Origin of the sequence: Brevundimonas vesicularis NBRC 12165 (genome assembly GCF_001592205.1) — a bacterium.
In the GTDB taxonomy this organism is placed as follows: Bacteria; Pseudomonadota; Alphaproteobacteria; order Caulobacterales; family Caulobacteraceae; genus Brevundimonas; species Brevundimonas vesicularis.
In genome coordinates this window covers 75,184-93,469 of sequence record NZ_BCWM01000008.1, presented here as the reverse complement: position 1 = coordinate 93,469, position 18,286 = coordinate 75,184, and the positions used below count along the sequence as shown (strand labels likewise).

Genomic DNA, 18,286 nt, shown 5'->3' with positions numbered 1-18,286 from the left:
TTGACGCGGCGACGCACCCCGCTAAAGCTCCGCCGTCATGAGTCCGAACCCCCGATCCCAATGGTCGCGCCTGCGCGACTTCATGCGTACGCCGTCGTTGGCCCGGTCGATCTCGGCCATGCTGATCCTGGCGTTCGGATTGCTGATCGTGGTCAATGCGACGACCTTCGTGATGATCCAGCGCACCGTCGCGTTGAACAAGACCATCGAGCATGCTCAGCAGATGCGGCGCGCCGCACGCACGGTTCTCATTGCGAGCCTGAACGCTGAAACGTCGCAACGCGGTTTTCTGCTGACGGGGCGAAGCGATTTTCTACAGCCCTATCGTGACTCCAGGGCCGACATGGAGCCCGCTCTGGCGTTTCTGGATGAGGGCGCAGCCCTCGATCCGACGCTGAAAGACACCGTCGAACCCATTCACCGTCTGGGTGACAGGAAATGGGACGAGATGGAGCGCACCGTCGCCTTGGCGCGGCAGGGTCGGATCGGGCAGTCGATCCAGGCCGTGCGGTCTGGCGAAGGCAAACAGTATATGGACGAACTCCGAGCCGCCATCGAGAGGTTCGACAAGCTGAAGTCCGACAGGATCGACAGTCGACGTCGGGCCTCGGAGCGTTTTGGCTTCCTGACCGTCACGATGAACGCCATCGCGGGGCTTCTGGTTCTCGTTCTGGCTCTGCTCTCGGCCTGGCTGGTGCGGCGTTACGTGGCCGAGATCCAGTCCGCCCGCGCGACCCTGGACGCCGCCAACGCCAGCCTGGAAGACAAGGTCCGCGAGCGCACCGGCGACCTGATGCGCGCGAACGAGGAAATCCAACGCTTCGCCTATATCGTCAGCCACGACCTGCGCGCGCCGCTGGTCAACGTGATGGGCTACACCTCCGAACTGGAGCAGGCGGGCAAGATCGTCGACAAGGCGATCTACGAAGCGGAAAAGACGCGCGTGGTCGATCCCGAGATCGTCACAGCCGTCCGCGAGGAAATGCCTGAGGCGATCGGCTTCATCCGCGCCTCGACCGAGAAGATGGACCGGCTGATCAACGCCATCCTGAAGCTGTCGCGCGAAGGTCGCCGCAACCTGCTTCCAGAACCGCTGGACATGACGACGATGGCTCAGAACATCGCCAACAGCGTCCATCACCAGACCGAAGCCTCGGGCGCCCGCATCGATGTGCAGTCGCTGCCCGAAATCGAAAGCGACCGTATTTCGATGGAGCAGATCGTCGGCAACCTGATCGACAACGCCGTCAAATATCTGGATCACGACCGGCCAGGCGAAATTGTCGTGTCGGGCGAAGACGTGCCGGGCGGCTGGGTCGTCTACCGGGTCGCCGACAACGGCCGGGGCATCGCCCCGCGTGACCATGAGCGGATCTTCGAGCTGTTCCGCCGCTCGGGAAAACAGGACCGTTCCGGCGAAGGTCTGGGGCTGGCGTTCGTTAGAAACAGCGTGCGCCGCCTGGGCGGGACCATCGACGTCGAGTCCGAACTGGGCAAAGGCTCGACTTTCCTGCTGAAATTCCCCAAACGACTGATCCTGTCTGAACCCGGAGGCGCGCTGTGACGCAACCCGTCAAAATCATCATGGTCGAAGACGACCACGGCCACGCCAAGCTGATCGAAAAGAACATCCGCCGGGCCAACATCAACAACGAGATCAAGCATTTCGATGAGGGCGGTGCGGCGCTCGACTATCTGTTCAGCGACGAAATCCTCGCCAATGGCCCGCTCCTGATCCTGCTCGACCTCAACCTGCCCGATATGTCGGGTACGGACATTCTGGAAAAGGTGAAGGCCAACGACCGTCTGAAGCGGGCTCCGGTCGTGGTGCTGACGACCACGGACGACAAGGTCGAAATCCAGCGTTGCTACGACCTGGGCTGCAACGTCTACATCACCAAGCCGGTGGATTATGAATCCTTCGCCGGCGCCATCCGTCAGTTGGGTCTGTTCCTGTCGGTGATCCAGGCGCCGGAGATCTGACGATCGACGCGTCCCAGCCCATCCGCCTGCTCTACATCGACGATGATCGGGGTCTGTCCCGACTGGTCGAGAAGGAACTGGGGCGTCACGGCTACGCCGTCACCTGCGCGCCCGACGGCGATGCGGGGCTGGATCTGTTGCAGCAGGACGAGTTCGACGTCTGCGCGCTGGACCATTATATGCCGACGCGAGACGGGCTGGACGTCCTGCCGGACATTCTGGCCCTGACGGCGCCGCCCCCCGTCGTCTATGTGACGGGTGCGCAGGATGGGCGGATCGCCGTCGCCGCCCTTCGAGCGGGCGCGGCGGACTACGTGATCAAGGACGTCTCGGAGGATTTCACCTCCCTGTTGCGCTCGGCGCTCGAGGACGCCCTGTCGCGCCGTCGGCTGGAGCGCGAGAACGAACTGGCGCAGGAAGAAATCCGCCGAGCGCGCGATCGGGCCGAGGCGATGCTGCGTGAGGTGAACCACCGCGTCGGCAACTCGCTGCAGCTGGTGTCCAGCTTCATGTCGTTGCAGATGCGCCACGTCACCGATCAGGGCGCCAAGGACGCGCTGCGCGAATCGCAGGCGCGCATCGAGGCCGTCGCCCATGTTCACCGCCGCCTCTACACGTCCGGCGACATGAGCCACGTGGCGATGGACGAATATCTGGTCGGGCTGATGGACGAACTGTCCAAGTCCATCGGGCCAGACGAAGGATCGCCCAAACTGACGTTGGACGCCGAACCCCTGTCGGTCACGACCGATCAGGCCGTCTCCATCGGCGTCATCGTCACCGAACTGGTCACCAACGCGGTCAAATACGCCTATGCGCCGGGACAGGGCGGCGAGATTCGCATCCATCTGCGCCGCGAGACGGACCATCGCGTGATGCTGACGGTCGAGGACGATGGTCCCGGCATGGGCGATGGAACGCCAAAGGGCACGGGTCTGGGCGGCAAGATCATTTCCGCCATGGCGTCTGGCCTGCGGTCGGCGGTCGAGTTCGACGGCGCCCACAAGGGTGTGCGCGCTAGGTTGTCGTTCGACCTCTAGGGTCGGTTTTCATCATGCTGCAGTTCGGCGTTCGCAAACCCGCTTCGGATTATCGTCACCGCGCCACCGCGTTCGGCATCGTCGAGCGCGACGGCCTGATCGCCTGTGTGCGCGTCGAACGCGAGGCCGGCCCCTATTTCGATCTTCCCGGCGGCGGCTTGGATCTGGAAGAGACCGAGGTTCAGGCGCTGATCCGCGAATTCGTCGAGGAAACCGGCTTGACGGTCGCGCCGCTGAACCGCATCGCCGAGGCCAGCCAGTACTTCGTGCGTTCGACGCGCGAGCCGGTGAACAATGTCGGCGGCTTCTGGACGGCGACTGTGGCGGCCGAAAATCCCGATGCAAAATGTGAGGACGATCACACGCTGGTGTGGCTGGATCCGACCTTCGCCATCTCGCGCTTGCGTCACGATTCTCACGCCTGGGCTGTCGCCGTCTGGCTACGTCGTCCAAGCTAAGCCTTACGGAACAGGCCATTAGCGAAGTCGTTTATTTTTCGAACCGCAACGTTACGTCGCGGCGATGAAAATTAGGAGATTTCCATGGCTGACCATGACCGTATCGAAGGCGCCGCCAAGAACATCGGTGGCAAGATTAAAGAAGGCGTCGGCAAGGTGACCGGCGACACCAAGATGCAGGCCGAAGGCAAGGCCGATCAGGTCGAAGGCAAGGTCCAGAATACTGTCGGCGGCGTCAAGGACAGCCTGCGCGACAAGGCCTAAGCTTCCCTAGAATGCGCGAAGATGCGAAGCGCCGTCCGCGAAAGCGGGCGGCGCTTTTCTTTTCGATCAATCCTTGTCGCCCCACAGGGTCAGCGACAGCCCCTTCTTGTCGGCTCCATCGACCGGGCGGCACTCAGAGCTGAACCCGCCCTCGACCGGACGCGGACGACAATCCATTTCTCGCAGGCTCGAGGGCGCGGCCGCCGTGCGAGACTGCGGGCCGCACTGGACCGCATAGTCCGAGCCTGCGGCGCTGGCCCGGATCATCTGGCAGTCGCCGGCCATTCCGCTGGGACGCAGGGCCTCAGGCAGGTTTGACCCCATGGCGATGCCCAGTTGTTCGCGCACCTCGGTCTGACACTCGGCCATGGACTTCTGGCCTCGCACCAGCGGGCTGCACCGTGCGCGCTCGAAGCCAAAGGGATCGGCCAGGCCCCAGGCAGGCACATTGTGCTCGATCGGCGGCGCCGGCGTTTCATCGACCGCCTCCGGCGCGGGCGCATCCCACACGACCGTCGGCGCAGCTTGTTGGAGGATCAGCAAGGCGAAGGCGGCGGCGATCATGGTCGGACCCTTCGTGAAGTTGCAGGCGGTCGCCCGAACATCTCCCCTACCTTGTCAGGGCGCGCATCGCCTTGTCGAGGCCTTCGAGCGTCAGGGGGAACATCCGCTGCTCCATGACCTCGCGCAACAGGCCGACGGAGGCAGTGTAATCCCAGTACCGCTCCTGAACGGGATTGAGCCAGACCGACTTCTCCCACTGCTGGCGCGCCCGCTTCATCCATACGGCGCCGGCCTCCTCGTTCCAGTGCTCGACGGAGCCGCCAGGCATGGTGATCTCATAGGGGCTCATCGTCGCATCGCCGACGAAGATGGCGCGCCAGTCGCCGGGGTATTTGTGAAGCAGATCCCACGTCGGGATACGCTCCGTGTGGCGGCGGCGATTGTCCTTCCAGACGCCTTCGTAGAGGCAGTTGTGGAAGTAGAAGAACTCCAGGTTCTTGAACTCGGTCTTGGCCGCCGAGAACAGCTCCTCAACCAGCTTGATGTGACCGTCCATCGACCCGCCGATGTCGAGGAACAGCAGCACCTTGATCGTATTGCGCCGCTCGGGCCGCATCTGGATGTCCAGCCAGCCCTGACGCGCCGTGCCGTCGATGGTGCCGTCGATATCCAGTTCGTCGGGCGCCCCCTGTCGGACGAAACGGCGCAGACGACGTAGCGCCACCTTGATATTGCGGGTGCCCAGTTCAACCGTGTCGTCCAGGTTCTTGAACTCGCGTTTTTCCCAGACCTTGACCGCCCGGCCATGCTTGCCCGGACCGCCGATGCGAACGCCTTCGGGGTTATAGCCGCCGTGTCCGAAGGGGCTGGTCCCGCCCGTGCCGATCCATTTCGAGCCGCCCGAGTGTCGCTCCTTCTGCTCTTCCAGACGCTTCTTCAGCGTCTCCATCAGCTTGTCGAACCCACCCAGCGCCTCGATCTGGGCCTTTTCCTCGTCGGTCAGATATTTTTCGTTCAGCAGCCGCAGCCAGTCCTCGGGAATGTCGGTGGTCAGGTCTTCGCCCGTTCCGACGGACTCGACGCCCTTGAACACCGTTCCAAACACCTGATCGAACCGGTCATAGTGTTTCTCGTCCTTGATCAGCACCGCGCGCGACAGGTGATAAAAAGCCTCGACCTCGCGTCCGGCCACGTCGCGATCCATGGCCTCCATCAGATGGAGCCATTCCTTCATCGACACCGGAACCTTGGCGTCGCGCAGCGCGGTAAAGAAGGGCAGGAGCATAAGAGGGGTGTGAACCGGGATCAGCCGCGCCGCAAGATGAACTCGCGGTCGCGCCAGGCGCCGACGGGATAGTCATATTCTCCGGCTTTTTCGAAGCCGTAGGCGGCGTAGAGGCGCTGGGCCTTGTCGTTGCCGCTCCAGACACCGATCCACAGCGGCCCGTCCGTGTGGGTTTGCATCCAGTCCATAGACAGCTTCAGCAGTTTGGTTCCCAGCCCCAGACCTTGCGCCGCCTTGGACACGTAGAGCCGGCGCAGTTCCATGTGCGACGGTCTGGCCTCGGGGTGGGGCAGGCCATTGGGACCCGCATTGGCGAAGGCCAGCAACTCGCCGTCGCGGTCCGCCACCCACCAGGCGCAGTCGGGCTCCGCCAACTTCTTTAGCGTCGGTTCCAGATCGAAACTGGCGTCCAGAAACGCGTTCAGGTCCGCCTCGGGATAGGGGATGCCGAACCCCTCGACGAAGGTGTCGATAAAGGTCTGACGGCCCAGGGCGCCCAAGGCGGCGGCGTCTTCGGGGCGGGCAGGGCGGATCACGATCTCGGTCATGATCCGCCAATAGCTTCAGAAACCGTCTAGCGCGACCTTGCCGATGGTTGATCCGCTTTCGAGTTGTCTGTGCCCCTTAAGCAGATTCTCCACCGACAGCCGGCCCAGGTTCTCGGTCAGGGTGGTGCGCAAGGCGCCAGAATCAACCAGGCGAGAGACCTCCGATAGGAGTTGGTGCTGCGCGATCATGTCCGGCGTCTGTTCGAGGGAGCGGGTGAACATGAATTCCCAGACAAATCCTGCCGACTTTTGTTTCAAGAGCTCGATCGGCAGCCCCTTGAAGTCGTCGATGCAGCCAATCACGCCTTGCACGCCGACCGCGCGTGCAAGAGCTTCGAAATGCGCCTGCGTGTGGGTCAGGGATGCAATATATTTGGGCGCGCGTTCGCCAGCTGCAGTTAGAGCCTCGTCTAGCGGGCCGGAGTGATCGACCACCGCGTGCGCGCCCAGGTCGAGACACCATTGGCGGGTGTCAGGACGCGAGGCCGTGGCGACAACACGCAAACTTGTGACGGCGCGGGCGATCTGGATCAGGGCCGAGCCGACGCCGCCCGCCCCGCCGACGATCAGCAAGGTCTCGTCTTCATCCTTGCCGGCCTTCAGGCGGTCAAACAGCAATTCCCAAGCCGTAATCACCGTCAGCGGGAGGGCCGCCGCTTCTGCAAACGTCAAGGACTTGGGCTTCGGGCCGACGATCCGCTCGTCGACAGCTTGGCGCTCTGCGTTGGACCCCGGCCGATCGATCTGGCCGGCGTAGAATACTTCGTCTCCAACCTTGAACAGGCTGACTTCATCGCCGGTGTCGATCACCACCCCTGACGCGTCATAGCCGAGAATGCTTGGCTGACCGTCTTCTGGCGTCCGGCTGGAGCGGACCTTCGTGTCCACCGGATTGAGACTGACCGCCTTTACTTCAACCAGCAGGTCGCGGGGGCGCAGGTCCGGTTCGGGCGTGTCGAAGAGCGTGAGCGCGGCAGGGTCTGTCGCGGGGCGGGGGCCGGTCGTGCCAATAGCCTTCATGACGATCTCCTCAAGCTTGCTTCGTCGCCCTGCAAATCGGTTTGCGATAGGCTGGCCGCAAGGCGCATCTGAGAAATGACGACTTTGCCATGACCCACCTTCCGATCTTCACCCATCCGTCCATGCTGTCCCACGCGCCGGGCGCGGGCCATCCCGAAAGCCCCGAGCGGTTGAGGGCGGTGCTGGATGCTCTGGACGACGCAGGCCTGGTCCGCGACCGGCGCGTCGCGACCCAGGCCGAGGTTGTGGATCTCGAGCGGGTGCATCCGGCCGCCTATGTCGCACGCCTTCTGGACGCCTCGCCGGTCGCTGGCATGGTCCAGCTCGATGCCGACACCGTCCTGTCGCCCGGCAGCGTACCGGCCGCGCGTCTGGCGGCGGGGGCGGCGATCGATGCGGTGCGAGCCGTAGCGCGGGGCGAGATGGATCGCGCCTTCGCCGCCGTGCGCCCGCCGGGTCACCATGCCGAGCCGGATCGGGCCATGGGCTTCTGCCTGTTCTCCTCCGTCGCCGTTGCGGCGCGTGCGGCTCAGGCCGGAGGGATGGCGCGGGTGGCGGTGGTCGATTTCGATGTTCACCACGGCAATGGCACCCAGGCGGCGTTCGAAGACGACGACAGCCTGTTCCTGGCCTCCATCCACCAGATGCCGCTCTATCCCGGCACGGGCGCGGCGTCCGAGATGGGCGTCGGCAATATCGTCAACGCCCCGGTCGCGCCCCATGCGGCGCGCGAGAACTGGCGTGCGACCTTCGCTGGCGGATTGATGCCGGCGCTGGAATCGTTCCGGCCGGACCTGATCCTGATCTCGGCCGGTTTCGACGCTCACCGGCGCGATCCGCTGGCGCATCAGTCGCTGGAGGCCGAAGATTTCGCCTGGGCGACGCGCGCGATTCTGGAGGTCGCGCGTCGGACCTGTTCGGGCAAGGTTGTGTCGGCGCTTGAGGGCGGTTACGACCTTGAAGGACTAGGCCGCTCTGCGGTCGCCCACGTCGCTGCGCTCGGGGAGGACTGAGGACGCTTAACGCCTTGAAACCAAAGGCCCGTCCGTTTGTCATGTCAGCCCCCGCCCTGTCCCTCGATTCGACCGAACCGTCCGTGTCCCCGCCAGATGCGGCGCCGTCCGTCGGCGCGCTTGTCGCTGTCCGTCCCGGCGCCATCATCCTGACGCGTCATGGCGAGCCGGCGTTGTCGCGCAAATGCCTGATCTCTGCGCGCCAGTACGGCGACTGGTGGGCGAAGTATGAGATCGGCGGCCTGCTGGCCGGTCAGACGCCGCCGCCCGAACTGGTTGCGGCGGCCCAAGGGGCTGGGGCCATCTACGCCTCGACCCGTCAGCGCGCCCAGGAAACCGCCGCTGCGGTCGTCGCCGGGCGCGAGGTCACAGCCGACGTCATGTTCATCGAGGCGCCCCTGCCGCCGCCTCCGATTCCGGAATGGATCAAGCTGTCGCCCAAATGGTGGGGCGTGGTGTCGCGCTTCTGGTGGCACGCCTTCGATCATCACGGCGGCCAGGAAACCCGTGCCCAAGCCGAGGCGCGCGCCGATCAGGCGGCGCAAAAGCTGATTGCGCGCGCCGAAAGCGGGCAGGACGTGCTGGTCTTCGCCCATGGCTATTTCAACCACATGGTCGGCCGCGCGCTGAAGGCCGACGGCTGGAAACTGGTCCAGAACCAGGGTTTCAAATACTGGTCGCAGCGTCGTTACGAGAAGCGATAGCCGCTTCTGACGTTGATGCGCCCCGCGCGCGCCTCTAGGGTCCGCGCCATGACCGACACCGCCGCCGCCATCCCCGCCGATCTCAGCTTCGAAGATGCCCTGAAGCGCCTGGAGACCATCGTCTCTCGCCTGGAATCCGGTCAGGCGCCGCTGGAGGAATCGATCGCCCTCTATGAAGAGGGCGCCAAGCTGAAGGCCCACTGCGAGGCGCGGCTGAAGGCGGCTCAATTGCGGGTGGAAAAGATCGTGGTCGGCCCCGACGGCCAGGCTAAGGGCATCGAGGCGGCGTCATTCGAATGATCCCAGTGTCGTCTTCGAGCCTGGTCTGGAGCCGGTTCTCGTGAACCGCGTCATCGCCGCGAACTCGCCGGAACAGGCGGTGATCGATCGCGTGGCTGAGGTCGCCGATCTGGTCACGGTCGCGCTGGATGAACTGCTGCCGCGCGCCGAGGGGCCGGAATCTCGTCTGACCGAGGCGATGCGCTATGCGGCGCTGGGTCCTGGCAAGCGCTTGCGGCCGTTCTTCGCATTGGAGGCCGCACGCCTGTTCGACATCGATGAGCGGTCGGTCCTCCGCGCCGCCTGCGCGCTGGAATGCGTGCACGCCTACAGCCTGGTTCACGACGACCTGCCGTGCATGGACGACGACGACGTGCGCCGCGGCCGGCCGACCGTTCACCGGGCCTATGACGAGGCGACGGCGGTGCTAGCCGGTGATGCGCTGCAGACGGCCGCCTTCGACATCATCTTGCACGAAGACACCCACGAAGATGCGGCCGTGCGCTGCGAACTGGCGGCGCGGCTGTCGCTGGCGTCGGGCGCGCGGGGTATGGCGGGTGGTCAGATGATCGATCTGCTGGGCGTGCGCGACGACCTGGGCGGCGTAGCGCGAATGCAGCGGCTGAAGACCGGCGCCCTGTTCGCCTACGCCTTCGAAATCCCGCTGATCATCGCCGACGCCTCGGCCCAGCATCGCCATGCTCTGATCAACTTCGCCCACGATGTCGGCCTGGCCTATCAGATCGTCGACGACCTGCTGGACGCCGAAGGCTCGGCCGAGGAAATGGGCAAGGCGGCCGGAGGCAAGGATGCCGCCCTGGGCAAGACCAACTTCGTCACCCTGCTTGGTCTGGAGGCGGCGCGGCAAAGGGTCGCGCATCTCGCAAACCAGGCCCGGTCGCATTTGGAGCCGTTCGGCGAGGAGGCCGAAATCCTCAGGGCCAGCGTGGACTTTGTGCTAAAGCGCCGGTCCTGATACGAAACGTTGAAACGACCTGCGGGTTGATCGACCAGACTTTCCAAGGTTTTACGGCTGATGCCCGACACCCCGCTACTCGACACCGTCAAGACGCCCGCCGACACGCGGGACTTCGATATCGCCCAGTTGAAACAACTGGCGCAGGAGGTGCGGGCAGAAACGATCGACGCCGTGTCCGTCACCGGCGGCCATCTGGGTGCGGGTCTGGGCGTGGTCGAGCTGACCACGGCGCTGCACCATGTGTTCGAGACGCCGAAGGACATCCTGATCTGGGACGTCGGGCATCAGTGCTATCCGCACAAGATCCTGACCGGGCGGCGCGACCGCATCCGCACCCTGCGACAGGGCGGCGGTCTGTCGGGCTTCACGAAGCGCAGCGAGAGCGAATACGATCCGTTCGGCGCCGCCCACGCCTCGACCTCGATCAGCGCCGCCCTGGGCTTCGCCGCCGCGCGCGACCAGAAGGGCGAGAAGAACCGCGTGGTGGCCGTCATCGGCGATGGCTCTATGTCGGCCGGCATGGCCTATGAGGCGATGAACAACGCCGCCGAGGCCACCAGCGGCCAGTTGATGGTCATCCTGAACGACAACGACATGTCGATCGCGCCGCCGGTTGGCGGGATGAGCGCCTATCTGGCCGGCCTGGTGTCGGGCGGCGCCTATCAGAACGTCCGCCGCCTGGGCAAGACGGTGGCCCAGCACCTGCCGCGCCCCTTCCGCAAGGCGGCCAAGAAGGCCGAGGAATACGCCCGCGGCATGGTCACCGGCGGCACCTTCTTCGAGGAGTTGGGCTTCTACTACGTCGGCCCCATCGACGGCCACGACATGGACAATCTGGTCCCGATCCTGAAGAAGGCGGCCGCCATCGAGGACCGTCCGGTGCTGGTCCACGTCGTGACGCAGAAGGGCAAGGGCTACGCCCCCGCCGAAAGCAGCGCCGACAAACTGCATGCGGTCGTCAAGTTCGACGTGGTCTCGGGCAAGCAGGCCAAGGCCATCTCCAACGCGCCCAGCTATACCAAGGTGTTCGGAACCGAGCTTATCAAACACGCCAAGGTCGATCCGTCGATCGTGGCGATCACGGCGGCCATGCCGTCCGGCACGGGTCTGGACCTGTTCGGCCAGGCCTTCCCTGAGCGGACGTATGACGTCGGCATCGCCGAACAGCACGCGGTGACCTTCGCGGCCGGTTTGGCGGCGGACGGCATGAAGCCGGTCTGCGCGATCTATTCGACCTTCCTTCAGCGCGGTTACGACCAGGTGGTCCACGACGTGGCGATCCAGTCGCTGCCGGTGCGTTTCGCCATGGATCGGGCGGGCCTGGTTGGGTCGGACGGCGCTACGCACGCCGGATCCTTCGACATCGGCTTCATGGGCGCGCTGCCTGGCATGGTGCTGATGGCGGCGGCGGATGAGGCCGAACTGGCGGCGATAATTTCGACCTCGCTGGCCATCGACGACCGGCCCAGCGCCTTCCGCTATCCGCGCGGCGACGGCGTGGGCGTGGAGATCCCGGAACTCGCTGCGCCGCTTGAGATCGGCAAGGGCCGGATCGTGCGAGAGGGGACTTCGGTCGCCATCCTCAGCCTGGGCACCCGTCTGCAGGAATCGCTGAAGGCGGCGGACATGCTGGCGGCCAAGGGCGTGTCGGCCACCGTCGCCGACGCCCGCTTCGCCAAGCCGCTGGACGCCGATCTGATCCTGCGTCTGGCGCGCGAGCACGAGGCCCTGATCACGGTCGAAGAAGGCGCCATGGGCGGCTTCGGCGCCTTCGTGCTGCAACTGCTGGCCGAAAAGGGCGCGCTGGATGGTGGACTCAAGATCCGCACCCTGAACCTGCCCGACATCTTCCAGGACCAGGATGCGCCGATGGCCATGTACGCCCAGGCCGGCCTGAACGCCGAACACATCACAGCCGCTGCGCTTCAGGCCCTGGGCGTGTCGGCCAGTCAGGCCGCCAGAGCGTAGATCAGGCGCGGTCGCGAATCCGCATCGCCCCGCGTTCGCCGGTCTCCACCTCGAACCGGCCGGTGGCGCGGATCAGGTCCGACAGCTTGGCGTAGCCATAGGTGCGCTGGTCGAAGTCGGGATGGGCGTTGCGCAGCCGATTGCCGATACCGCCCACCGCGACCCATCCGTCGCCGTCCTCGTCCATGTCGGCGATGATGGCTGCGATCAGGCGCGCGGCCTCGGACGGCTTGCGCTTGGTCGCCGGCGCTTCGGCGACGGGCGACTTGGCGCCGGCGTCGACCGGAACCGGCGCAATCAGGTTCTCTGTATAGATGAAACGGGTGCAGGCCTGACGGAAGCTTTCGGGCGTCTTCTGCTCGCCGAAACCATAGACATCGACGCCTTCTTCGCGGATGCGAGCCGCCAGTCGGGTGAAGTCGGCGTCCGACGACACCAGGCAGAAACCGTCGAATCGCCCTGAATGCAGCAGGTCCATCGCATCGATCACCAAGGCGATGTCGCCCGAGTTCTTGCCCTTGGTGTTGGCGAAATTCTGCTGGGGCTGGATGGCGAAACGGGCCAGGACCCGCGTCCAGCCGGCGATCTGCGGGCTGGCGAAGTCGCCGTAGATCCGTCGTGCCGAGGCCTCGCCCAAGGTGGCGATTTCGCTGAACAGCGCCTCTGCGATGCGGGCGGAAGCATTCTCCGCATCGATCAGGACCGCGAGGCGAGGGGCCTTGTCGTCAGCCATGGCGGATGTCCCTTTTCTGCGCCGCCAGTCTGCGGTGCAATGAACCCTACAACTGACCCATCGTATTGTCGTGATCCACGGCCTGTTTCTTCAGCCAGCCGACGAAGGCGGTGGCGCTGGGCGACGGAGGCCGGTCGCGGGGCTGCACGACATAGTAGGCGAAGCCGACCGCCTCGGACCCGTCAGGGAAGGGCGCGACCAGACGGCCGGACGCCAAGTCGGCTTGAGCCAGGGTCCGTTTAGCCAGAGCCACGCCGCGCCCCGATATGGCGGCCTCGATCAGCAGGCCCGACTGATTGAACCGTGAGCCTCGACGCGGGTCGGGGTGACGGATACCCCGCGCCTTGAGCCACATCGCCCAATCCGGTCGGCTGGGGTCGCCATCATTGGACATGTCATGCAGCAGAGTATGTCCGATCAGGTCGGCCGGTTTGCGGATTGGTTTTTCGCCATCCATCAGCGATGGGGCGCAGACAGGCAGAACCGTCTCGGTCATCAGCCGATCGACCGTCAGGCCGGGATAGTCGCCGGGACCGTAGCGCACCGCCAGATCGACCTTGCCCTCGCTCAGGTCCGCCGGCTCCATGTCTGCCGAGATCCACAGTTCGATCTCGGGATGGGCGGTATGGAAGTCGTCCATGCGCGGCATCAGCCATTTGGAGGCGAAGCCGGGCGCCACGCTGATCGACACCTGTTTCCTGCGCGGCGGTTCGCGCAGCAGGGCCGAGGCGTCCATCAGCCGCTCGAACCCCTCGCGCAGCAGCGGCACGGACGAGCGGCCCAGGTCGGTCAGTTGCAGGCCCCGCGCCTCGCGCACGAACAGCGGCCCGCCGACGATGTCTTCCAGCAGACGGATTTGCTGGCTGACCGCGCCGGGCGTGACCGACAGCTCGTCGGCGGCGCGCGAGAAGTTCAGATGCCGCGCGGCGGCCTCAAAGGCGCGCAAGGCGTTGAGCGGGAGCAGGGGACGGGCCATCGCGGATAGAAATCCTATCAGCGAGACAAAGGCAATCTGGTTTGCGGCTCTGGACGGGGAAGACGAAGGTTCGCGCCCTGCCGTCGTCCCTGTTTCCTCTCCCGACGGCCCAGAAAGCAAGACGATGCGTGTATTTCTCGCCTCCATTCCGCTGGAGGCCGCAAAGATCGTGATCATCGGCGGCGGCGAGCCGGCGTTGGCCAAGCTGCGACTGTTCCTGAACACGCCCGCCGAGGTGATGTGGTTCGCGCCCGACGGCGCGCCGCCCAAGATCGAGACGCCATTGACGGCGCCGGAGCCGGTGCTGCGTGCGCCAGATGCTGACGAACTGGCCGGCGCACGGCTGGTGTTTATGGCGCTGGACGATGCGGACGAGCTGACGCGGCTGGGCCATCTCGCACGGGCGGCAGGGGCCCAGGTCAATGTTGTTGATAAGCCCCATCTGAGCGATTTCCAGACCCCGGCCCTGATCGACCGCGACGAGGTGGTGATCGGCGTGGCGACCGGCGGATCGGCGCCCATTCTGGCGCGGGATATCCGCACGGCCATCGAGGGCGTGCTGCCCGCCGGACTGGCGAATGTGGCGCGGCTGGCGCGCGAGTTGCGCGATACGGTCAAGGCCAGTGTGCCGGACTTCATGGCGCGCCGTCGCTTCTGGGAGAAGGCCTTCCGGGGTCCGGCCGTGACGCTGGCGGCGGAAGGTCGGACGGCCGAGGCGCGGCGCGAGATGCTGCGCCTGCTGAACGTCGCCGCGCCGGAGACGGGCGTGGTCCATATCGTCGGCGCAGGGCCGGGCGACCCGGAACTGCTGACCCTGAAGGCGCTGCGGGTGTTGCAGGACGCCGACGTCATCATCCACGACCGTCTTGTGCCCGAGGCGGTGCTGGAACGGGCGCGGCGCGACGCCAAGCGGCTGTATGTGGGCAAGGCGCGCGGCGAGCATTCGGTGCCGCAGGATCAGATCGAGGCCCTGATGATCGAGGAGGCCCGCGCCGGTCATCGGGTCGTGCGACTGAAGGGCGGCGATCCCTTCGTCTTCGGTCGCGGCGGCGAGGAGCTGGAGGCCATGCGGGCGGCCGGCGTGCTGGTCTTCGTGGTGCCCGGTGTGACGGCGGCCCTGGCCTGCGCGGCCTCGGCGGGCATCCCCCTGACCCACCGCGACCACGCCCAGGCCGTCACCTTCGTGACCGCCCAGGCCAAGTCGGGCGGCGTCGAGGCCGACTGGACGCGGCTGGCCGGAACGAACCACACCTTGGCCATCTATATGGGCACGGACCGAGCCGAGGAGACGGCTGCGCGCCTGATTGCGGCGGGTCGCTCGCCCTCGACGCCCGTCGCCATTGTCGAGAACGGCAGCCGCCCGGACGAGCGGGTTCTGACCGGGCGTCTGGACGGGCTGGGCGCCCTGGTGCGCGGCGCCGACCTGACCGGCCCGGCCCTGTTGTTCGTCGGCGAGACGGCGGCCTTCTCGGCGTCGGTCGAGACGCGGACGGAGGTCGCGGCGTGAAGATCGTGACCGCAAACCGCCTGTCGGACGGTCGCGTCATCTATGCAGGCGTCGGCAACAAGCCGGTCGAGCACATCGACCAGGCTTCGGTGCTGGACGAGACAGCGGCCGAGGTCGTGCTGGCTGATGTCGCCGGGCGGCCGGACGTCTTCGTGAATCCCTATCTGTTCGACGTTCAGGACCGCACGCCGTCAGGCCGTGACCGACTTAAGGAGCGCATCCGCTCGGCCGGGCCGACCGTCGGTCACAGCGTCGTCGGAGGCGTGGGCTGATGTATCGCTATGACGAGTTCGACCACGCCTTGGTGCGTGAACGGGTTGAGGAATTCTCAGACCAGGTGGCGCGGCGCGCATCCGGCGCCTTGACCGAAGACGAGTTCAAGCCGCTGCGGCTGATGAACGGCGTCTATCTGCAACTGCACGCCTATATGCTGCGCGTCGCCATTCCCTATGGGGTGATGAGCAGTCGTCAGATGCGCCGGCTGGGCCATATCGCGCGGACCTACGACAAGGGCTACGGTCACTTCACCACCCGCTGCAACATCCAGTACAACTGGCCGGCCCTGACCGATCTGCCGGCGATCCTCAGCGACTTGGCCGAGGTCGAGATGCACGCCATCCAGACCAGCGGCAACTGCATCCGCAACACCACGACAGACGTCTTCGCCGGCGCCGCCGACGACGAGATCGAGGATCCGCGCCCCTGGTGCGAGATCATCCGCCAGTGGTCGACCATCCACCCGGAGTTCAGCTTCCTGCCGCGCAAGTTCAAGATCGCGGTGATCGGGGCCGAGAAGGATCGGGCGGCGATCCGCACCCACGATGTCGGCCTTCAGATCGTCAAGGGCGAGGATGGCGGAACCGCCTTCCGCGTCTTCGTCGGCGGCGGGCAGGGACGTCTGCCGCATATCGGCCAGGAGATCGCCCCGGCCGTGCCTGCGGCGGACCTTCTGGCCTATCTGACCGCCATCCTGCGGGCCTGGAACCTTCTGGGTCGGCGCGACAACATCCACAAGGCGCGGATCAAGATCCTGGTCGCCTCGCTGGGCATCGAGGCCTTCCGCGTGGAGGTGGACAGGCACTATGCCACCCTGCGTCGCGAGGATTTGCAGATCCCGCAGGACGAGGCCGCGCGCATCCAGGCCTATTTCGCCTCGCCGTTGTTCGAGGCCCAGCCCAAGACCAGCGCCCCATTCGACCGCGCCCTGCTGGCCGATCCCGACTTCGCCCGGTTCGCCCGCAACAACGTCCGCCGTCATCGTCAGTCTGGCTACGCCTCAATGGTGGTGTCGCTGAAGCCCGTTGGCGGCGTGCCGGGCGACATCACGGCGGACCAGATGGACGCGGTGGCGGATTTGGCCCAGCGCTATTCGTTCGACGAACTGCGCGCCGCCTATGAGCAGAACTTGGTTCTGCCGCATGTGAAGCTGGATGATGTGCCGACGGTCTGGCGGGCGTTGCGGGACGCGGGGCTGGCGACAGCCAACGCCGATCTGGCGACGGACGTCATCGCCTGCCCGGGCCTGGACTATTGCAGCCTGGCCAACGCCCGCTCGATCCCGGTGGCGCAGGCTCTGTCCAAGCGTTTGGCGGACATGGACTATCAGGAGACGCTGGGGCCGGTCCGCATCAACATGAGCGGCTGCATCAATGCCTGCGGCCACCACCACGTTGGCCACATCGGCGTGCTGGGCGTCGATCGCAAGGGCGAGGAATACTACCAGATCACCGTCGGCGGTTCGCCCGACGAGCAGGCGGCTCTGGGCGACATCGTCGGCAAGAGCCTGCCTGCCGACGAGGTCGCGCCTGCCATCCAGCGGACTCTGGACCGCTATCTGCAAATCCGCACGGACGGCGAGCGGTTCATCGACACGGTGCGCCGTGTCGGACCCGATCCCTTCCGCGACGCCATCTATGAGACGCTCGATGCAACGGCTTGAGGGCATACAGAACGGGTTGCGCCTGTCGGTGACGACCCCGCTGGAGGCTGTCGAGGCGGCCGCCGCAAGCGAAGACACGCTGGTGTTGGAGTTCGACGCCTTTCGCGACGGGCGCGGCTTCTCGCTGGCGGCGGTGCTGCGAGAGCGCGGTTACAGAGGGCGTCTGATCGCCGCGGGTAAGGTGCTGCCGGATCAGGCGCGACACCTGCGGCGTTCGGGCTTCTATGCGGTGGAACTGGCCGAGGGTGCGGATCCGGCCGCCTGGGAGCGGATGGACCGAGCGTTCAGCGGCGCCTACCAGCCCGCCGTCGATCCCACACCGACGATCTGGCAGCGGCGGCGTGCGGCGTCCAACGACCGCGATCTGGACGCCCTGGCGGATCGGCTGAACCGTGAGACGGCGGGCAGGGACGCGTCCGAAATCCTGAAGGCGGCGTTAAATCCGGCGCTGGGCCTGCGGGTCGGCGCCATCTCGTCCTTCGGCGCCGAGTCCGCCGCCCTGCTGGACATCATCGCTGGCGAGGACAAGACAGTGCCGGTGGTGTTTCTGGAGACAGGCCAGCATTTCCTTCAGACGCTGTCCTATCGCACGCAACTGACCAAGGCGCTGGGGTTGACCGACGTGCGGTTGGTGACGCCGGATGCGGGCGAGAAGGCGACGCTGGATGCGCGCGCCGACCTTTGGAAGACCGACGCCGACGCCTGCTGCGACCTGAGGAAGGTGCGGCCGCTGGCGCGGGCGACGGCGGGCTTCAATGCGCTCATCACCGGACGGAAACGCTACCAGGCCGCGACGCGCGCGAAGCTGAAGCCGTTCGAGGTGTTGGACGGGGTGCTGCGGATCAATCCCCTAGCGAACTGGGACGCCGACGACGTGGAGGCCTGGCTGGATGCGCGCGACCTGCCGCGTCATCCGCTGGTTGAACAGGGCTATGCCTCCATCGGCTGCTGGCCCTGCACGCGTGCGGTCCAGGAGGGCGAAGACGCGCGCGCCGGACGTTGGTCGGGCATGGACAAGGTCGAGTGCGGCATCCACTTAGGGCAACGCCAGGCCGCCGCCTGATCCGCCCTTCGCCTGAAAGCCTC

The 18,286-nt window shown here is 65.9% G+C and carries 21 protein-coding genes; 14 read left to right on the top strand and 7 right to left on the bottom strand.

The features are described 5' to 3' along the window. Nucleotides 1-37: 37 nt before the first annotated feature. Together BVE01S_RS08055 and BVE01S_RS08050 are read left to right on the top strand one after the other, a co-directional pair. A complete protein-coding gene (locus tag BVE01S_RS08055; RefSeq protein WP_066626360.1) occupies nucleotides 38-1,564 on the top strand; it encodes a sensor histidine kinase in 1,527 nt (508 codons plus the stop codon). After that, entirely contained in the window at nucleotides 1,561-1,983 is a 423-nt protein-coding gene (locus tag BVE01S_RS08050) for a response regulator (RefSeq protein WP_231868686.1), read from the top strand. The genes BVE01S_RS08055 and BVE01S_RS08050 overlap by 4 nt, the downstream gene beginning before the upstream one ends. Here the strand turns inward: BVE01S_RS08050 and BVE01S_RS17275 are convergent. Then, nucleotides 1,938-2,159: a hypothetical protein gene (locus tag BVE01S_RS17275; RefSeq protein WP_240612118.1), complete on the bottom strand. Its 222-nt coding sequence runs from the start codon at nucleotides 2,157-2,159 to the stop codon at nucleotides 1,938-1,940. The genes BVE01S_RS08050 and BVE01S_RS17275 overlap by 46 nt on opposite strands. On the opposite strand from BVE01S_RS17275, the gene BVE01S_RS08045 reads away from it, so the two are divergent. The 3 genes from BVE01S_RS08045 (at nucleotide 2,061) to BVE01S_RS08035 (ending at nucleotide 3,745) form a co-directional block, all read left to right on the top strand. Then, nucleotides 2,061-3,023, top strand: coding sequence for a histidine kinase dimerization/phosphoacceptor domain -containing protein (locus BVE01S_RS08045; RefSeq protein ID WP_244878370.1), 963 nt, complete (start codon nucleotides 2,061-2,063; stop codon nucleotides 3,021-3,023). The genes BVE01S_RS17275 and BVE01S_RS08045 overlap by 99 nt on opposite strands. A gap of 14 nt (nucleotides 3,024-3,037) precedes the next feature. After that, on the top strand, nucleotides 3,038-3,481 hold the full coding sequence (locus BVE01S_RS08040) for an NUDIX domain-containing protein (RefSeq protein WP_066552285.1): 444 nt from the start codon (nucleotides 3,038-3,040) through the stop codon (nucleotides 3,479-3,481). Between the two features lie 84 nt (nucleotides 3,482-3,565). Further along, complete coding sequence (locus BVE01S_RS08035) at nucleotides 3,566-3,745, top strand: CsbD family protein (protein WP_055803844.1); 180 nt, start codon at nucleotides 3,566-3,568, stop codon at nucleotides 3,743-3,745. A gap of 66 nt (nucleotides 3,746-3,811) precedes the next feature. On the opposite strand, the gene BVE01S_RS08030 is transcribed toward BVE01S_RS08035, so the two are convergent. From BVE01S_RS08030 to BVE01S_RS08015, 4 genes are read right to left on the bottom strand one after another with little or no spacing between them, the layout of a single operon-like run. Next, on the bottom strand, nucleotides 3,812-4,309 hold the full coding sequence (locus BVE01S_RS08030) for a hypothetical protein (protein WP_066626357.1): 498 nt from the start codon (nucleotides 4,307-4,309) through the stop codon (nucleotides 3,812-3,814). 46 nt (nucleotides 4,310-4,355) lie between these two features. Continuing rightward, nucleotides 4,356-5,534, bottom strand: a complete 1,179-nt coding sequence (locus BVE01S_RS08025) for a vWA domain-containing protein (RefSeq protein WP_066626356.1) — start codon at nucleotides 5,532-5,534, stop codon at nucleotides 4,356-4,358. A 20-nt stretch (nucleotides 5,535-5,554) separates the two neighbouring features. Continuing rightward, the gene (locus BVE01S_RS08020) at nucleotides 5,555-6,082 is read right to left on the bottom strand and encodes a GNAT family N-acetyltransferase (protein ID WP_066626355.1); all 528 of its coding nucleotides are present in this window, start codon (nucleotides 6,080-6,082) and stop codon (nucleotides 5,555-5,557) included. Nucleotides 6,083-6,097: 15 nt separating this feature from the next. Further along, nucleotides 6,098-7,102 (bottom strand): zinc-binding alcohol dehydrogenase family protein, encoded by a 1,005-nt coding sequence (locus BVE01S_RS08015; protein ID WP_066626346.1) that lies wholly within the window; start codon nucleotides 7,100-7,102, stop codon nucleotides 6,098-6,100. Between the two features lie 89 nt (nucleotides 7,103-7,191). Between BVE01S_RS08015 and BVE01S_RS08010 the strand changes: the two genes are divergently transcribed. The 5 genes from BVE01S_RS08010 (at nucleotide 7,192) to dxs (ending at nucleotide 12,045) form a co-directional block, all read left to right on the top strand. Continuing rightward, nucleotides 7,192-8,115: a histone deacetylase family protein gene (locus BVE01S_RS08010; RefSeq protein ID WP_066626345.1), complete on the top strand. Its 924-nt coding sequence runs from the start codon at nucleotides 7,192-7,194 to the stop codon at nucleotides 8,113-8,115. 41 nt (nucleotides 8,116-8,156) lie between these two features. Beyond that, nucleotides 8,157-8,819: a histidine phosphatase family protein gene (locus tag BVE01S_RS08005; protein ID WP_066626341.1), complete on the top strand. Its 663-nt coding sequence runs from the start codon at nucleotides 8,157-8,159 to the stop codon at nucleotides 8,817-8,819. Between the two features lie 48 nt (nucleotides 8,820-8,867). Further along, a complete protein-coding gene (locus BVE01S_RS08000) occupies nucleotides 8,868-9,119 on the top strand; it encodes an exodeoxyribonuclease VII small subunit (protein ID WP_066626339.1) in 252 nt (83 codons plus the stop codon). Nucleotides 9,120-9,198: 79 nt separating this feature from the next. Beyond that, nucleotides 9,199-10,074 (top strand): polyprenyl synthetase family protein, encoded by an 876-nt coding sequence (locus BVE01S_RS07995; RefSeq protein WP_066626490.1) that lies wholly within the window; start codon nucleotides 9,199-9,201, stop codon nucleotides 10,072-10,074. Nucleotides 10,075-10,131: 57 nt separating this feature from the next. Beyond that, the gene (gene dxs / locus BVE01S_RS07990; protein ID WP_088582314.1) at nucleotides 10,132-12,045 is read left to right on the top strand and encodes a 1-deoxy-D-xylulose-5-phosphate synthase; all 1,914 of its coding nucleotides are present in this window, start codon (nucleotides 10,132-10,134) and stop codon (nucleotides 12,043-12,045) included. 1 nt (nucleotide 12,046) lies between these two features. Here dxs and BVE01S_RS07985 read toward each other — a convergent pair whose 3' ends face one another. Together BVE01S_RS07985 and gcvA are read right to left on the bottom strand one after the other, a co-directional pair. Beyond that, entirely contained in the window at nucleotides 12,047-12,778 is a 732-nt protein-coding gene (locus tag BVE01S_RS07985) for an NYN domain-containing protein (protein WP_055754124.1), read from the bottom strand. A 46-nt stretch (nucleotides 12,779-12,824) separates the two neighbouring features. Then, nucleotides 12,825-13,754, bottom strand: a complete 930-nt coding sequence (gene gcvA / locus BVE01S_RS07980; RefSeq protein ID WP_066626336.1) for a transcriptional regulator GcvA — start codon at nucleotides 13,752-13,754, stop codon at nucleotides 12,825-12,827. 124 nt (nucleotides 13,755-13,878) lie between these two features. On the opposite strand from gcvA, the gene cysG reads away from it, so the two are divergent. Genes cysG through BVE01S_RS07960 form a run of 4 tightly spaced genes read left to right on the top strand, consistent with a single transcriptional unit; the run spans nucleotide 13,879 to nucleotide 18,263 of the window. Further along, complete coding sequence (gene cysG, locus BVE01S_RS07975; RefSeq protein WP_066626333.1) at nucleotides 13,879-15,261, top strand: siroheme synthase CysG; 1,383 nt, start codon at nucleotides 13,879-13,881, stop codon at nucleotides 15,259-15,261. Continuing rightward, nucleotides 15,258-15,533: a DUF2849 domain-containing protein gene (locus tag BVE01S_RS07970; RefSeq protein ID WP_066626329.1), complete on the top strand. Its 276-nt coding sequence runs from the start codon at nucleotides 15,258-15,260 to the stop codon at nucleotides 15,531-15,533. The genes cysG and BVE01S_RS07970 overlap by 4 nt, the downstream gene beginning before the upstream one ends. Continuing rightward, entirely contained in the window at nucleotides 15,533-17,200 is a 1,668-nt protein-coding gene (locus BVE01S_RS07965; RefSeq protein WP_066626327.1) for a nitrite/sulfite reductase, read from the top strand. The genes BVE01S_RS07970 and BVE01S_RS07965 overlap by 1 nt, the downstream gene beginning before the upstream one ends. Then, a complete protein-coding gene (locus BVE01S_RS07960) occupies nucleotides 17,187-18,263 on the top strand; it encodes a phosphoadenylyl-sulfate reductase (protein WP_066626325.1) in 1,077 nt (358 codons plus the stop codon). Before BVE01S_RS07965 ends, BVE01S_RS07960 begins: the two co-directional genes overlap by 14 nt. The last annotated feature ends 23 nt before the right edge of the window (nucleotides 18,264-18,286 follow it).

Bases quoted from the DNA above. Each gene is read 5' to 3' on its own strand.
- BVE01S_RS08055 (WP_066626360.1), top strand. From the start codon at position 38: ATGAGTCCGAACCCCCGATCCCAATGGTCGCGCCTGCGCGACTTCATG.
- BVE01S_RS17275 (WP_240612118.1), bottom strand. From the start codon at position 2,159: ATGGTCCAGCGCGCAGACGTCGAACTCGTCCTGCTGCAACAGATCCAG.
- BVE01S_RS08040 (WP_066552285.1), top strand. From the start codon at position 3,038: ATGCTGCAGTTCGGCGTTCGCAAACCCGCTTCGGATTATCGTCACCGC.
- BVE01S_RS08035 (WP_055803844.1), top strand. From the start codon at position 3,566: ATGGCTGACCATGACCGTATCGAAGGCGCCGCCAAGAACATCGGTGGC.
- BVE01S_RS08030 (WP_066626357.1), bottom strand. From the start codon at position 4,309: ATGATCGCCGCCGCCTTCGCCTTGCTGATCCTCCAACAAGCTGCGCCG.
- BVE01S_RS08025 (WP_066626356.1), bottom strand. From the start codon at position 5,534: ATGCTCCTGCCCTTCTTTACCGCGCTGCGCGACGCCAAGGTTCCGGTG.
- BVE01S_RS08020 (WP_066626355.1), bottom strand. From the start codon at position 6,082: ATGACCGAGATCGTGATCCGCCCTGCCCGCCCCGAAGACGCCGCCGCC.
- BVE01S_RS08015 (WP_066626346.1), bottom strand. From the start codon at position 7,102: ATGAAGGCTATTGGCACGACCGGCCCCCGCCCCGCGACAGACCCTGCC.
- BVE01S_RS08010 (WP_066626345.1), top strand. From the start codon at position 7,192: ATGACCCACCTTCCGATCTTCACCCATCCGTCCATGCTGTCCCACGCG.
- BVE01S_RS08005 (WP_066626341.1), top strand. From the start codon at position 8,157: ATGTCAGCCCCCGCCCTGTCCCTCGATTCGACCGAACCGTCCGTGTCC.
- BVE01S_RS08000 (WP_066626339.1), top strand. From the start codon at position 8,868: ATGACCGACACCGCCGCCGCCATCCCCGCCGATCTCAGCTTCGAAGAT.
- BVE01S_RS07985 (WP_055754124.1), bottom strand. From the start codon at position 12,778: ATGGCTGACGACAAGGCCCCTCGCCTCGCGGTCCTGATCGATGCGGAG.
- gcvA (WP_066626336.1), bottom strand. From the start codon at position 13,754: ATGGCCCGTCCCCTGCTCCCGCTCAACGCCTTGCGCGCCTTTGAGGCC.
- cysG (WP_066626333.1), top strand. From the start codon at position 13,879: ATGCGTGTATTTCTCGCCTCCATTCCGCTGGAGGCCGCAAAGATCGTG.
- BVE01S_RS07965 (WP_066626327.1), top strand. From the start codon at position 15,533: ATGTATCGCTATGACGAGTTCGACCACGCCTTGGTGCGTGAACGGGTT.
- BVE01S_RS07960 (WP_066626325.1), top strand. From the start codon at position 17,187: ATGCAACGGCTTGAGGGCATACAGAACGGGTTGCGCCTGTCGGTGACG.